Source organism: Cohnella caldifontis, from assembly GCF_029360585.1.
GTDB classification, from domain to species: domain Bacteria; phylum Bacillota; class Bacilli; order Paenibacillales; family Paenibacillaceae; genus Cohnella; species Cohnella caldifontis.
In genome coordinates this window covers 239,409-253,447 of record NZ_JAQZSJ010000002.1, presented here as the reverse complement: position 1 = coordinate 253,447, position 14,039 = coordinate 239,409, and the positions used below count along the sequence as shown (strand labels likewise).

The 14,039-nt window shown below is 61.0% G+C and carries 13 protein-coding genes; all 13 read left to right on the top strand.

Annotation, left to right across the window (positions count from 1 at the left end):
• Positions 1-93: 93 nt before the first annotated feature.
• Positions 94-1,173, top strand: a complete 1,080-nt coding sequence (gene dprA / locus PTZ19_RS04145) for a DNA-processing protein DprA (protein ID WP_276352515.1) — start codon at positions 94-96, stop codon at positions 1,171-1,173.
• A gap of 222 nt (positions 1,174-1,395) precedes the next feature.
• Entirely contained in the window at positions 1,396-3,492 is a 2,097-nt protein-coding gene (topA, locus tag PTZ19_RS04140; protein ID WP_276352514.1) for a type I DNA topoisomerase, read from the top strand.
• A 19-nt stretch (positions 3,493-3,511) separates the two neighbouring features.
• Positions 3,512-4,852 carry an FADH(2)-oxidizing methylenetetrahydrofolate--tRNA-(uracil(54)-C(5))-methyltransferase TrmFO gene (gene trmFO, locus PTZ19_RS04135; RefSeq protein ID WP_276352513.1) on the top strand — a complete coding sequence of 447 codons (1,341 nt, stop codon included), beginning with the start codon at positions 3,512-3,514 and terminating at the stop codon, positions 4,850-4,852.
• A 69-nt stretch (positions 4,853-4,921) separates the two neighbouring features.
• Positions 4,922-5,464, top strand: a complete 543-nt coding sequence (hslV, locus tag PTZ19_RS04130; protein WP_276352512.1) for an ATP-dependent protease subunit HslV — start codon at positions 4,922-4,924, stop codon at positions 5,462-5,464.
• 38 nt (positions 5,465-5,502) lie between these two features.
• On the top strand, positions 5,503-6,897 hold the full coding sequence (hslU, locus tag PTZ19_RS04125; RefSeq protein WP_276352511.1) for an ATP-dependent protease ATPase subunit HslU: 1,395 nt from the start codon (positions 5,503-5,505) through the stop codon (positions 6,895-6,897).
• 39 nt (positions 6,898-6,936) lie between these two features.
• A complete protein-coding gene (gene codY, locus PTZ19_RS04120; RefSeq protein WP_276352510.1) occupies positions 6,937-7,704 on the top strand; it encodes a GTP-sensing pleiotropic transcriptional regulator CodY in 768 nt (255 codons plus the stop codon).
• Positions 7,705-7,964: 260 nt separating this feature from the next.
• A complete protein-coding gene (flgB, locus tag PTZ19_RS04115) occupies positions 7,965-8,375 on the top strand; it encodes a flagellar basal body rod protein FlgB (protein ID WP_276352509.1) in 411 nt (136 codons plus the stop codon).
• Between the two features lie 6 nt (positions 8,376-8,381).
• Complete coding sequence (flgC, locus tag PTZ19_RS04110; RefSeq protein WP_276352508.1) at positions 8,382-8,825, top strand: flagellar basal body rod protein FlgC; 444 nt, start codon at positions 8,382-8,384, stop codon at positions 8,823-8,825.
• 54 nt (positions 8,826-8,879) lie between these two features.
• Positions 8,880-9,191, top strand: coding sequence for a flagellar hook-basal body complex protein FliE (gene fliE / locus PTZ19_RS04105; protein ID WP_276352507.1), 312 nt, complete (start codon positions 8,880-8,882; stop codon positions 9,189-9,191).
• Positions 9,192-9,274: 83 nt separating this feature from the next.
• Positions 9,275-10,864, top strand: coding sequence for a flagellar basal-body MS-ring/collar protein FliF (gene fliF / locus PTZ19_RS04100; RefSeq protein ID WP_276352506.1), 1,590 nt, complete (start codon positions 9,275-9,277; stop codon positions 10,862-10,864).
• 14 nt (positions 10,865-10,878) lie between these two features.
• Entirely contained in the window at positions 10,879-11,892 is a 1,014-nt protein-coding gene (gene fliG, locus PTZ19_RS04095) for a flagellar motor switch protein FliG (RefSeq protein ID WP_276352505.1), read from the top strand.
• Complete coding sequence (locus PTZ19_RS04090; protein WP_276352504.1) at positions 11,885-12,727, top strand: FliH/SctL family protein; 843 nt, start codon at positions 11,885-11,887, stop codon at positions 12,725-12,727. Before fliG ends, PTZ19_RS04090 begins: the two co-directional genes overlap by 8 nt.
• Positions 12,714-14,033, top strand: coding sequence for a flagellar protein export ATPase FliI (gene fliI, locus PTZ19_RS04085; protein ID WP_276352503.1), 1,320 nt, complete (start codon positions 12,714-12,716; stop codon positions 14,031-14,033). Before PTZ19_RS04090 ends, fliI begins: the two co-directional genes overlap by 14 nt.
• The last annotated feature ends 6 nt before the right edge of the window (positions 14,034-14,039 follow it).

Below are 14,039 nucleotides of genomic sequence, written 5' to 3'. Positions count from 1 at the left end.
TGGATCGGGTTCGCAGAGCATTCCGCAAAAATCGCTAAAATATACATTGAGGTGACAATAATGGCAGATAAAGGATTTTCACGTGAAACATTGGTGGCCCTGCACGAGACGGAGGGGATCGGATGGAAGACGATTTCGCGCCTCTGGGACGCGAGAGAGGAGAAGCCGATCGCGCCGGGCATGCGGGAGGCGGACTTGCGCGACGCCGGACTTGCGCCGAAAGCCGCGGCCTCCCTCGCCGCCCGTTTGTCGCCGCAGGCCATGGAGGCGGCGGTTGAAAGGCGCCGGCGCGGCGGATTGGACGTCGTCACGTGGGCGGATCCCGAATATCCGTCCCTGCTTAGAAGCATCGAGGATCCGCCGCCCGTCCTGTACTGGAAAGGAAGGCCGGAGTTGCTCCGCCGCGTCGCCGTCGGCGTCGTCGGCACCCGGCTCGCGACCGCATACGGCCGCCATGTGGCGGAAGAGTACGCGGCCGTTATCTCCGCGGAAGGAGCGGCCGTCGTCAGCGGCATGGCGAAGGGAATCGACACGGCTGCGCATCGCGGCGCGCTCCGGGGCTCCGGCGGCACGATCGCCGTTCTCGGAACGCCCGCGGATCAAATCTACCCGCCGGAGAATCGCCGGTTATACGAGGAGATCGCCGAACGGGGACTGGTGCTGTCCGAGGCGCCTCCGGACGCGCCTTACCATCCGGGAATGTTTCCGATCCGGAACCGGATCATCTCCGGTCTGTCCCTGTGCGTCGTGATCGTCGAAGCGCCGGACCGAAGCGGCGCGCTCATCACCGCGGATCGCGCCATCGAGCAGGATCGGCCGGTGTTCATCGTGCCCGGCCCCGTCACTTCCCCAAGGTCCATCGGAGGCCTCCGCATGCTGCGGGAAGACACGGCGAGGGCGATGATCGGTCCCGAAGACGTGCTCGCCCACCTGAGAAGCCACCCGGGCTTCCGTGCGATCCGCGAGGAGTTTCCGGAGAATAAACCCGCGACGGACGATTTGCCGGAGCCGGAAGCCGCCGTCTACGCGCTGCTGCTCGACGGGCCGCGGACGATCGACGAGCTGGCGTCGGCGTCCGGCCTTGGGCCGGGGCCGCTGCATGCGGCGCTTCTCGCCTTGCAGATCAAGCGAAAAGCCGTGCAACAGCCCGGTTCGGCGTACGCCGCGCTCTAGCTCCCGCGGGGCCGTTGCAAGGGCAGGATTTGACCGCGCCGTGTCGGATCATGTACGATGTTTCCGAAGCTTCGATGCGAAGAAGCCGGTTTGGGCACGTTTGCGTTGCATGGAAAGAACCAGTATGCTTACTAATATTAAGAGGAAACAGATGAAGCCCCGCCTACGCAGTATGGGTGAGAGTTTGACTCCGTCAAACTCCCGATGAAAGGAGGAATGAATGTGGCGGATTCTCTCGTCATCGTAGAGTCCCCGGCCAAAGCCAAGACGATCGGCAAATATTTGGGCAGCAAATTCATCGTCAAGGCGTCCATGGGCCACATTCGCGATTTGCCCAAGAGCCAGATCGGCGTGGAAATCGAGAAACAATTTCAACCGAAATACATCACGATTCGCGGCAAAGGGAACGTCCTAAAGGAACTGAAGGACGCCAGCAAGAAAGTGAAGAAAATCTATCTCGCGGCCGACCCCGACCGCGAAGGGGAAGCGATCGCCTGGCATCTGGCTCATTACCTGGAGCTGGACGAGAAGGACGCGTGCCGCGTCGTCTTCAACGAAATCACCAAGCAGGCCGTCAAAGACGCCTTCAAGACGCCCCGGCCGATCGACATGAACCTGGTGAACGCCCAGCAGGCAAGAAGGGTGCTCGACCGGCTCGTCGGCTATAAGATCAGCCCTCTTTTATGGAAGAAAGTTAAGAAGGGACTGAGCGCCGGGCGCGTGCAGTCGGTGGCGGTCAAGCTGGTCTACGACCGGGAGAACGAGATCAAATCGTTCGTTCCGGAAGAATATTGGAGCATCACCGCGCATCTGATGAAGGGGAACGCTTCGTTCGAAGCGAAGTTCCATGCGGTGGACGGCGACAAGAAGGAACTGCGCAGCGAGGACGACGTCAAGGAAGTGCTGGCCCGGATCGGGAAATCGGCTTTCACGGTCTCGGACGTGAGGGAGAAGGAGCGCCAGCGCCACCCGTCCCCTCCGTTTATCACCAGTTCGCTTCAGCAGGAAGCCGCGCGCAAGCTGAATTTCCGCGCCTCCAAGACGATGCAGGTCGCCCAGCAGCTGTACGAAGGCGTCGATCTCGGGCCGGAAGGCACGGTCGGCCTGATCACCTACATGCGTACCGACTCCACGCGGATTTCCCCGGTCGCGCAAGAAGAAGCGGCTGGGTTCATCAAAGAAAAGTACGGCGCGGACTACGTGCCGGAAACGCCGCGCAATTACGTCCGGAAAAATTCCAACGCGCAGGACGCCCACGAAGGCATTCGCCCGACATCCGTGCTTCGCGATCCCGACTCCGTCAAAACTTATTTGTCGCGCGACCAACTCCGCCTGTATAAGCTGGTGTGGGAACGGTTCGTCGCCAGCCAGATGGCTTCCGCGGTGCTCGACACGATGACCGTGGACCTGAACGCCGGTCCGGTCCAATTCCGCGCGGTCGGATCCAAGCTGAAATTCCCCGGATTCATGAAGGTATACGTAGAAGGCAACGACGACGGTTCCACCGATGAAGAACGGCTGCTGCCTCCTCTTCAAGCCGGGGAGACGGTGAAGATGTCGAAAATCGATCCGAAGCAGCACTTCACCCAACCTCCGCCGCGTTACACGGAGGCACGCCTCGTCCGCACGCTGGAGGAGCTCGGCATCGGCCGTCCCAGCACTTACGCTCCGACGCTGGAAACGATCCAGAAACGGGGCTACGTGGCGATCGAGGAGAAGAAATTCGTGCCGACGGAGCTGGGCGAACTGATCGTTCAGCTGATGGAGGAGTTTTTCCCGGAAATCCTCGACGTGGAATTCACCGCCAACATGGAAGGCGAGCTGGACGAAGTCGAGGAAGGCAAGGAAGATTGGGTGCAGGTCATCGACGAATTTTACGATTCGTTCAAGAAGCGGCTGGCGGTCGCGGAAGAAGAAATGAAAGAGATCGAAATCCGGGACGAACCGTCGGACGAAATTTGCGACAAATGCGGGAAACCGATGGTTTACAAAATGGGACGTTTCGGCAAGTTCCTGGCCTGTTCCGGATTTCCCGACTGCCGCAATACGAAGCCGATCGTCAAGGATACCGGCGTCGGCTGCCCCAAATGCGGCAAAGGCCAGATCGTCGAGCGCCGGAGCAAGAAGGGCCGGCTGTTCTTCGGCTGCGACCGGTACCCCGAATGCGATTACGTGTCGTGGGACAAACCGGTGTCCAAACCGTGCCCCGACTGCGGCGGCCTGATGGTCGAGAAACGGAGCCGCGGCAACGTCCAGTGGCACTGCACCGCGTGCGGCCACGACGAGAACGCGCCGGAAGCCGAAGAAGCCGCGGAATAGTCCCGGGGAGGAACGCGACATGAATCAACCAACGCGCGTGACGGTCGTCGGCGCGGGGCTTGCCGGCAGCGAAGCCGCCTGGCAGATCGCCTCGCAAGGCGTGCCGGTCACGCTTTACGAAATGAGGCCCGTACGCAAAACCCCTGCCCACCATACGGATCGGTTCGCCGAGCTTGTCTGCAGCAACAGCCTGCGCGCCAATGGGCTGACCAACGCGGTCGGCGTGCTGAAGGAAGAGATGAGACGGCTGAACTCCCTGATCCTCTCCGCGGCGGACCGCAACGCCGTCCCGGCGGGCGGAGCGCTGGCGGTGGATCGGGAAGGCTTCTCGGGCGAGGTGACGAGCCGGCTCCGCGAGCATCCGCTCGTCACGGTCGTGAACGAAGAATTGTCCGCCATCCCGGCGGACGGGATCACGGTCATCGCGACCGGGCCGCTGACGTCCCCGGATCTGTCCCGCGGCATCCAGGAGCTGATGGGCGAAGAATATTTCTATTTCTACGACGCGGCGGCGCCGATCGTGGAGAAGGACTCCATCGACATGGAGAAGGTGTTTCTCGCCTCCCGTTACGATAAAGGAGAAGCGGCTTACCTGAATTGCCCGATGTCCGAAGAGGAGTTCGAAGCGTTCTACGAGGCGCTGATTACGGCGGAAACGGCCGAGCTGAAAGATTTCGAAAAGGAGATGTATTTCGAGGGCTGCATGCCGATCGAGGTCATGGCCAAGCGGGGCAAGCAGACCGTGCTGTTCGGTCCGATGAAGCCGGTCGGGCTCGTCGATCCTAGATCCGGCAAGCAGCCTTTCGCCGTCGTCCAGCTGCGTCAGGACAACGCGGCGGGCACGCTGTTCAACTTGGTCGGATTCCAGACGCACCTGAAATGGGGCGAGCAGAAGCGCGTGTTCGGGCTGATCCCGGGGCTGGAGCAAGCCGAGTTCGTCCGTTACGGCGTCATGCACCGGAACACGTTCATCAATTCGCCCCGCCTGCTGCTGCCGACTTATCAATTCAAACGCCGGGAAAATCTGTTCTTCGCGGGGCAGATGACCGGAGTCGAAGGGTACGTCGAATCCGCCGCGTCGGGCCTCATGGCGGGTTTGAACGCCGGAAGGCTGGCCCGGGGACTCGCGCCCGTTACGCCGCCTCCCGAGACGACGCTGGGCAGCATGGCGCAATATATCACGACGGCGGACTTCCGCCATTTCCAGCCGATGAACGCCAACTTCGGACTGTTCCCGCCGCTCGGCAGACGGGTTCGCAGCAAGAAGGAGAAGAACGAGGCCATTGCCGCGAGGGCGCTGGAGAGCGTCGCCCGATTCGCGCGAACCGTGTCGTCCGAGGCGGGTTTGCCTACCGCTTGAAGCAGCGGCAGAAGCCGTGTATTCGCGGCTCCCGCTGCTTTCGCATGACGTTTACAGGAGGTGGAGCCGATGAACGGCCAATTTCACGCCACGACGATCTGCGCCGTCCGCCACGAGGGCAAAGCCGCCATCGCGGGCGACGGGCAAGTGACGTTCGGCAACAGCATGGTGATGAAACATACGGCGAAAAAAGTCCGCCGCCTTTACCGGGGGCAAGTGCTTGCCGGTTTCGCGGGCTCCGTGGCCGACGCGATCACCTTGTTCGAGAAATTCGAAGGCAAGCTCGAGGAGCATCACGGAAACCTTCAGCGCGCCGCGGTAGAGCTCGCCAAAGATTGGCGCTCCGACCGGGTGCTCCGCAGGCTGGAAGCGATGATGATCGTGGTCGACGCGACGGGCATGCTGCTGCTCTCGGGCAACGGCGAAGTGATCGAACCGGACGACGGCATTCTGGCGATCGGCTCGGGCGGCAGCTTCGCGCTGGCGGCCGCGCGCGCCTTGAAGCGGCACGCGCCCCAGATGGAAGCGAAGGAGATGGCGCGGGCCGCGCTGACGATCGCGTCGGAAATCTGCGTGTTCACGAACGACAACCTGGTCGTCGAAGAGATTTAATATTTCTCCCCCATTCGTGGGTTGGGAGGCATGGGACCATGAGCGACAATCTGACGCCCCGCCAAATCGTGGCGGAGCTTGACAAATACATCGTGGGGCAGAAACAGGCGAAGCGTTCGGTCGCCGTGGCGCTGCGGAACCGCTACCGGCGCAGCCGGCTGGCCGAGGAGCTGCGCGACGAGATCGTGCCGAAGAACATCCTCATGATCGGCCCGACCGGCGTCGGGAAAACGGAAATCGCGAGGCGGCTGGCGAAGCTGGTCCATGCGCCGTTCATCAAAATCGAAGCGACGAAATTCACGGAAGTCGGGTACGTGGGCCGCGACGTCGAATCCATGGTGCGGGATTTGGTGGAGACCGCCATCCGCATGGTGAAGGAAGAGCGGACCGAGCAAGTCCGGGACAAGGCGGAGAAAGCGGCGGCCGACCGGCTGGCGGAGCTGCTCGTGCCGTCGCCGGCCAAAGCCAAACCCCAGCGCAACCCGCTGGAAATGCTGTTCGGCGGGGGCAACAATGCCGGCGCCCAGGAAGAAGCGGAGACGCCGGATCCGACGCTGCAGGCGAAGCGGCGGGAAACGAAGCAGCGCCTGGAAGCGGGCGAACTGGAAAACGAGACGGTGGAAATCGACGTCGAAGACGCCGCGCCGGCGATGCTGGACCTGCTGTCGGGTCCCGGGCAGGAACAGCTCGGCAACATGCAGGAGATGCTGGGCCAATTCCTGCCGAAACGCCGCAAGAAGCGCCGCCTGGCCGTGAAGGAAGCCCGGAAGGTGCTGATCCAGGAAGAGGCCAACAAGCTGATCGACATGGACGACGTGATTTCGGAATCGGTTCGGCGCGCGGAACAATCCGGCATCATTTTCCTCGATGAAATCGACAAGATCGCTTCCCAAAGCCGCGGGCAAGGTCCGGACGTTTCGCGGGAAGGCGTGCAGCGGGACATTCTCCCGATCGTCGAAGGCTCGACCGTCATGACCAAATACGGTCCCGTCAAGACCGACTACATCCTTTTCATCGCCGCGGGGGCGTTCCACATCGCCAAGCCGTCCGACCTCATTCCCGAGCTGCAAGGGCGGTTCCCGATCCGCGTCGAGCTCAGCAGCCTCTCGGACGAAGATTTCGTGCGGATTTTGACGGAGCCGCGGAACGCATTGACCAAGCAATACGCCGCGCTGCTCGAAACGGAAGGCATCCGCGTGACGTTCACCGATGCCGCCATCGCGGAAATCGCCCGTATGGCGCAGGAGGTCAACCGCAATACGGAAAACATCGGGGCCAGGCGGCTGCATACGCTGCTCGAGAAGCTGCTTGAAGACCTGTCGTTCGAGGCGCCGGAGTTGCAGCTCGAAGAAATGAGCATCACGCCGGAATACGTGCGGGAAAAACTGGCCTCCATCGCCAGCAACCGCGATTTGAGCCAGTATATTTTGTAAAGCTGCATCGCTTGTCGGATTAGGAGGAATAAGTTCATCATGACGTTGTTGGAAAAAGTCCGCACCCTGAACAAGCTGCTGCAAACGGCGGCGGGAAAACCGCTCAATTTCGGCGAGATGGCGGAAGTGCTGCGGGAAACGATTCAGGCGGACGTATTCGTGGTCAGCCGGAAAGGGAAAGTGCTGGGCAGCGCCCTGTCCCCCGGTTTTCCGGAGCTGCTGCTCCGCGGGGAAGACCCTGCGGAGATGCGGTTTCCCCAGCCGTGCAACGAGGCCATGCTCCGGATCGGGGAAACGGCGGTCGCGGTATCGAAGGAAGAGGTCTTCGGAGATGTCGGCGCGGCTTTCGGGGAATCGACGGTGACCGTCGTGCCGATCATCGGAGGGGGAGACCGGCTTGGGACGATGGTACTAGCCCATAAGCACGATTCCATCGGGGACGACGACTTGATATTGGCCGAATGCGGGACCACGCAGATCGGCATGGAAATTTTGCGGGAACGCGCAGAAGAGAGAGAGGTGGAAGCCCGCGGAAGGGCGATCGTGTCGGTCGCGGTGGGTTCCCTCTCCTTCAGCGAGTTCGAGGCGGTCGAACAGATTTTCGAGGAATTGCAAGGCAAGGAAGGACTGCTCGTGGCTTCCAAAATCGCGGACAGGGCCGGCATCACGAGATCCGTGATCGTCAACGCGCTCCGCAAGCTCGAAAGCGCGGGCGTCATCGAGACCCGGTCCCTCGGCATGAAAGGGACTTACATCCGGATTCTGAATGCCCAACTGCTGCAGGAAATCGAACGGCACAAATCGTGATTTCTCCATCGTCAACCCGTCCAAAGCCCTGATCTCTTCCAAGATTAGGGCTTTTTTCGTATTGTCGAGATTCCTATTCTCGTAGATGATGATGAATGGATGTCGAAAAGGACAAATTTCTTCTTTTTTTAATATTTTGAGGGGGGCCATGTCGAATTCAGCAGGAATTTCGCTATTCTATGTGGAAATACGAGAGGATTCGTATGAGCATTTTCTCATGATATCTCATAATTATTCGTACGGGAGGATGGCGTTTCCCTATGGATCTCCTGAACGGAGTCTCGTTTCAGCGCCTTGAAGGCGCGATCCGGGCCGCATCCATGCGGCAGCAAGTATTGGCGAACAATGTCGCGAACGTGGATACGCCGTATTACAAACGGTCGGACGTGAATTTTGAGAGCTTGCTCGCCCAATCGATGGGAGAGGGCGAAGGACGGAAGATGGCGATCCGGGCGACGGATCCGCGCCATTTCGGCAGCGGCGTCGCCGGACAAGTCCCGGAAGCGGCCGTCGTCACGGAAGACTCCTCGGTGATGAACAACAATCGCAACAACGTGGACATCGACAGGGAAATGTCCCTCGTGGCGGAAAATCAGCTGAGATACAACCTGTATATCCAGCAGGCGAACCATGAAGTGAAAATGATGCGGCTCGGCATCGAGGGGAGATGATAGCGGATGAATCTGGCGGGTTTCAATATCAGCGCGTCCGCCTTGACGGCCCAGCGGCTGCGCATGGACGTGATTTCCTCCAACATCGCGAACGCGGAGACGACCCGCGCCGGTTTCGTCGACGGACGGTTCGTTCCCTATCGGCGCAAGGAAGTCGTGCTGGCGCCCGTGACGGGCAAGTTCCAGAGCCTTTTGGACCAGAAGATGAACGCGGCCGGCGCGCAAGGCGTGCAAGCGGCGGCCATTCAGGACGATCCGACGCCTTTCAAACAGGTGTACAATCCGTCCAGTCCCGACGCGGACGAGAACGGAATGGTGCTCATGCCGAACGTGGACGTGCTGAAGGAAATGGTCGACATGATTTCCGCTTCCCGCTCTTATGAGGCGAACGTCACGGCGCTAAATGCCAGCAAGTCGATGTTCATGAAATCGTTGGAGATCGGCCGGTAATCGACGGCTGCGACAAAGAGGAATCCAACCCCACAATGAAAGGCGGGTCTATTCATGATTCAAAGCACGACGCTGTTTCCCCTGAACGCCCAAGCGGCAATCAACAACGTTTCATCCGCGGGCTCCAAAGCGACGCCAGCCCAAGTGACGGCGAGCTTCGCCGATTTCCTGAAAGACGCCATCGATTCGGTGGCCGCGCAAGAGAGCGCCGCGCATACCGTGACCGAGCAATTCATGATCGGCCAAGCCGACGTCAACGACGTGATGATCGCCTCGTCCAAAGCCGAACTCAGCTTGTCCTTGACCTCACAAGTGAGAAACAAAGTCATCGAAGCATACCAGGAGATCATGCGGACGCAAATCTGATCCGTTTGGTTCCGAAGGGCATTGCCGCGGCCCGCGGCCGGAAATCGGCTGCGGACTGCTTTATTCGCAGGTGAGGTGACATTGTGAACGAGAAGTGGGCACAGGTTCGGGAGAAGCTGACGGGCTTCTGGAACCAGTACAGCAAGAAGCAAAAATGGGTGCTCGCCTCGACGGCCGCTCTATTGCTGCTCGCGGTCATCCTGCTGGTCTCCTGGTTGTCCCGTACGGAATACGAAGTCGCGTTCCAAAATTTGGACAGCACGGATTCGGCGGCGATCATGCAGTATTTGGACGGGCAAGGGATTCCCTATAAGCTGAGCGCGGACGGAACGAGCATTTCGGTGCCCAGCGCATCCGCGTCCCGGGCCCGCGTGGATATCGGATCCCAGGGTCTCATACAGAACGGGTCGATGGGATTCAAGGAATTGAGCCAATCGAGCTCGGCCATCGGCACGACGCAGGAAGAGTTCAACGTCAAATACCGCAACGCGCTGAACGGGGAAGTTCAGCAACTCTTGCTCAGCAAGCAAGGGGTTCAGCGGGCGAAGGTGCTCGTTACCTTGCCGCAGGAATCGGTTTTCGTCAGCGAAGCGGACAAAGAGAAAGCTTCGGCGTCCGTCGTGCTCACGTTCAAGCCGGGATTCCGGCCCAGCCAGGACGAGATCGACAGCTACTTCAAATTGGTCAAAACCGCCGTGCCGAACCTGGATATCGACGGCATCACGATCGCCAGCACGACTTCCGGGGACCTGGAGCCCTCTTCGGCTTTAGGCGGCACCGGAACCGGCGTCGCGGGCGGCTTGATCGAGCAGCAGCTCGCGAGTACCCGGAGCTTCGAGAACGACATCAAGAAAAAGATCCAGCAGTTCCTCAGCCCTATGGTCGGCACGGAAAACATGGTGGTCAACGTCGTATCCTCGCTCAATTTCGACAAGAGTACGACCGAAGCGAACAACGTGGTTCCGCTGCCCAATAACGACAACAAGGGCATCATCATCGGCGAGGAGCACACCTCGGAGACGACGACGGGTTCCGGCGGGTCGACCGGCGGGATCGCGGGCACGGGCCAGACGGACGTCGCCAATTATCCCGGCGGCGCAGCCTCCTCTAATAGTTCATCGGAAAAAACGACCGATACGATTAATTACGAGCCGAGCCGCGAGAAAAAAGTGATCGAATCGGCTCCTTACAAAGTGAAAGACGTCTCGATCAGCGTCGGCCTGGACTCCTCGGTCGTGACGGAGCAGCAAGCCACGCAGTATCAGCAGTCGCTGATTTCGACGGTCAGGACGCTATTGGCGGATTCCGGCCTTAACCTGACCGATGAAGAAGTGTCCAAACGGGTGACCGTCGTGTCCCAGGCATTCAACGCGAACGCGGCCCAATCGACCGGATTGGCGATTTCGCCTTATTGGCTGGCCGGAATCGGCGTGCTCGCGCTGGCGCTGCTGGGCGGAGGCGGATACTTCATCGTCGCCCGCCGCCGCAGGGCCGCCCGCGAAGCGGCCGAACTGGCGGCGGCGGCGGAAGCGGCGCCGAAGGTGGAGCTTCCGACGATCGACATCGACAACGTATCCAGCGAAAGCCAGGTCCGCAAGCAGCTGGAGAATTTGGCCAAGCGAAAGCCGGAGGAATTCGTCAACTTGCTCCGGACTTGGCTGGTGGATGAATAGAGGTGGCAGCATTCATGGCGAAATCAGGGCTTCAGTTAACCGGCCGTCAGAAAGCGGCCATCCTGCTCATTACGCTCGGACCGGAAGTTTCCGCGAACGTCTTCAAGCAGCTCCGTGACGAGGAAATCGAGCAGCTTACGCTCGAGATCGCCAATGTCCGCAAAGTGGACAGCGTGGAGAAAGAAAGCATATTGGCCGAGTTCCATCAAATCTGCGTCGCGCAGGAATACATTTCGCAGGGCGGCATTACGTACGCCAAAGAAATTTTGGAGAAAGCGCTGGGGGCCGGCAGAGCGTCGGATATCCTGAACCGGCTGACCGCCACGCTGCAGGTTCGGCCGTTCGACTTCGCCCGCAAGGCGGAGCCGCAGCAGATTCTCAACTTCATCCAGAACGAGAACTCCCAGACGATCGCGCTGGTGCTCTCGTACCTCCAACCCGAACAGTCGGCGGCGGTATTGTCCTCCCTTCCGCAGGACAAGCAGGCGGACGTCGCCCGCCGCATCGCGCTGATGGACAGCACGTCGCCGGAGGTCATCGCCCAAGTGGAGCGGGTGCTGGAGCAGAAATTGTCCGCGACGGTCACGCAGGATTACACGAACGCGGGCGGCATCGAAGCGATCGTGCAGATCTTGAACGGCGTCGACCGGGGGACGGAGCGCACGATCCTGGATTCCCTGGAGATCCAGGACCCCGAGCTCGCCGAAGAGATCAAGAAGCGCATGTTCGTCTTCGAGGATATCGTCAACCTCGACAACCGTTCCATCCAGCGGATTATCCGCGACATCGAGAACGCGGACTTGCAGCTGGCCCTCAAAGTGGCGAGCGAAGAGGTCCGGGAAGCGATTTTCCGGAACATGTCCAAACGGATGGCGGACACGTTCAAGGAAGAGATGGAATACATGGGCCCCGTCCGGCTGCGGGACGTCGAAGAAGCGCAGACCCGCATCGTAGGCACGATCCGCAGGCTGGAAGAGTCGGGCGAGATCATCATCGCCCGCGGCGGAGGAGACGATATCATTGTCTAATCTGATCAAATCCGGACGCGTCGTCTCGCTGGATGACCTGAAGCAGCTGGAATTGATCCGCCGCTTCGCGCCCGCTCCCCAAAAATCTTCACCCCTCGACGGCGATTTCGAAGGAAATGACGGGGCGGACGTCGAAACACAAAGTTGGAAAGAACGGATCCTCCAGGACGCGGAGCATACGGCCCAGAACATCCTGAAGCAAGCGCAGGAGGAAGCGGCCGCCGCCCGGGCGACGGCGGAAGAAGAAGCCGAAGCCTGGTGGGCTTCCCGCCGGGCGGAGGATGAACGCGCCGCCGAAGAAGCCAGGCAGGCGGGGTTCGAACAAGGTTACCAAGAAGGAGCCGCGTTGGCGGAAGCCGAAATCCGGCAGCAATGGGAAGACCGGCTGCGGCAAGCCGAAGCGTTGATCCGGCAAGCCTATGCCGCCAAAGAACGCATCATTGCCGAAGCCGAGTCGTTCGTCGTCGACCTGAGCTGCGCCATTGCCTCCAAACTGGTATCCGCCCAATTCGAGCAGGCGCCGCAGCTCGCCATCCGGTCGTTCGAGCAGGCTTTGTCCCGCCGCAAGGAGCAAGGGATCATCACCTTATGCGTCGCGCCGGACCAATTCGAATTCGTCCAGGCGGCGAAGGACGAGCTGATCCTGGCGCTGGACTCGCAGGCCGAGCTGCAAATCGTGCCCGACGCCTCGGTCGAGGCGGGCGGTTGCATCGTCCGATCCGCGTTCGGCAGCATCGACGCCCGCATCGACACGCAGCTTTCCGTGATCCGCGCGGAACTGCTGAGGGCGGCGGCGCTGGCCGCGGAAGAGAGGACAAGCCATGAAGCTCCTTGACATCGCGAAATACACGGAAATTCTGGAGACGCTCGATCCCGTGCGGGTGAACGGCAAGGTGACGCAGGTCATCGGCTTGACCGTGGAATCCGAGGGACCCGACGCCAGCGTGGGCGAGGTTTGCGCGATCCATCCGATGAAGGGCGGTTCCCCGGTCTTAGCGGAAGTGGTCGGGTTCCGGAACAACCGGCTGCTGCTCATGCCGCTCGGGGAGCTGCACGCCGTAGGTCCCGGATGCGACGTCGTGGCGACGGGCCGCCCCTTGACCGTCCAAGTCGGCACCGAGCTGCTGGGCAAAGTGCTCGACGGGTTGGGTCAGCCGCTCGACGGCTCCCGGCTTCCCGTCCGGATGCCCCATTATTCGACCCACCGGACGCCCGGCAACCCGCTGAACCGGCCCCGGGTGACCGAACCGCTCGGTACCGGCGTCCGCGCGATCGACGGATTGCTCACGGTGGGACAAGGCCAGCGGATCGGCATCTTCGCCGGCTCGGGCGTGGGGAAGAGCACGCTGCTCGGCATGGTGGCCCGCAACACGGCGGCGGACGTCAACGTCATCGCGCTGATCGGGGAACGGGGCCGCGAGGTGCTGGAATTCATCGAGAAAGACCTCGGACCCGAGGGGCTGGCCCGTTCGGTCGTCGTCGTCGCCACCTCGGACCAGCCGGCGCTCATCCGCATCAAGGGGGCCCTGATCGCGACCACGATCGCGGAGTACTTCCGGGACCGCGGCTTGAACGTGATGCTGATGATGGATTCCGTCACGCGTTACGCCATGGCGCTGCGCGAGGTCGGGCTGGCGGTCGGGGAACCGCCGGCAACCCGGGGGTACACGCCTTCGGTCTTCGCGGCGCTGCCCAAGCTGCTCGAGCGGGCCGGCACCGGTCCCGCCGGTTCGATCACCGCTTTCTACACGGTGCTCGTCGACGGCGACGACATGAACGAACCGATCGCCGACGCGGTGCGGGGCATTCTTGACGGACATATCGTGCTGCACCGAAGCTTGGCCAACAAGGGGCATTTCCCGGCGATCGACGTGCTGGCGAGCGTCAGCCGCGTCATGAACGACATCGTGACGGCGGAGCACCGAAGCGCCTCGGAATCTCTCAAACGGCTGCTCTCCATCTATAGGGATTCGGAAGATTTGATCAATATCGGGGCGTACCAGCGGGGATCGAACGCGGAGATCGACAAATCGATCCAATTCATCGATCTCATCCAATCGTTCACCCGGCAAAGAACGGACGAGAAAGTAACCTTCGCGGAAGCGACCGAACGTCTCGTGGTGGACTTCTACAAAAGATGAGGTGAA

What these genes read in the sequence shown, in the direction of transcription:
- fliI (WP_276352503.1), top strand. Translation starts at nt 12,714, where the DNA reads ATGAAGCTCCTTGACATCGCGAAATACACGGAAATTCTGGAGACGCTC.
- hslU (WP_276352511.1), top strand. Translation starts at nt 5,503, where the DNA reads ATGAGCGACAATCTGACGCCCCGCCAAATCGTGGCGGAGCTTGACAAA.
- trmFO (WP_276352513.1), top strand. Translation starts at nt 3,512, where the DNA reads ATGAATCAACCAACGCGCGTGACGGTCGTCGGCGCGGGGCTTGCCGGC.
- hslV (WP_276352512.1), top strand. Translation starts at nt 4,922, where the DNA reads ATGAACGGCCAATTTCACGCCACGACGATCTGCGCCGTCCGCCACGAG.
- flgC (WP_276352508.1), top strand. Translation starts at nt 8,382, where the DNA reads ATGAATCTGGCGGGTTTCAATATCAGCGCGTCCGCCTTGACGGCCCAG.
- fliG (WP_276352505.1), top strand. Translation starts at nt 10,879, where the DNA reads ATGGCGAAATCAGGGCTTCAGTTAACCGGCCGTCAGAAAGCGGCCATC.
- fliE (WP_276352507.1), top strand. Translation starts at nt 8,880, where the DNA reads ATGATTCAAAGCACGACGCTGTTTCCCCTGAACGCCCAAGCGGCAATC.
- codY (WP_276352510.1), top strand. Translation starts at nt 6,937, where the DNA reads ATGACGTTGTTGGAAAAAGTCCGCACCCTGAACAAGCTGCTGCAAACG.
- flgB (WP_276352509.1), top strand. Translation starts at nt 7,965, where the DNA reads ATGGATCTCCTGAACGGAGTCTCGTTTCAGCGCCTTGAAGGCGCGATC.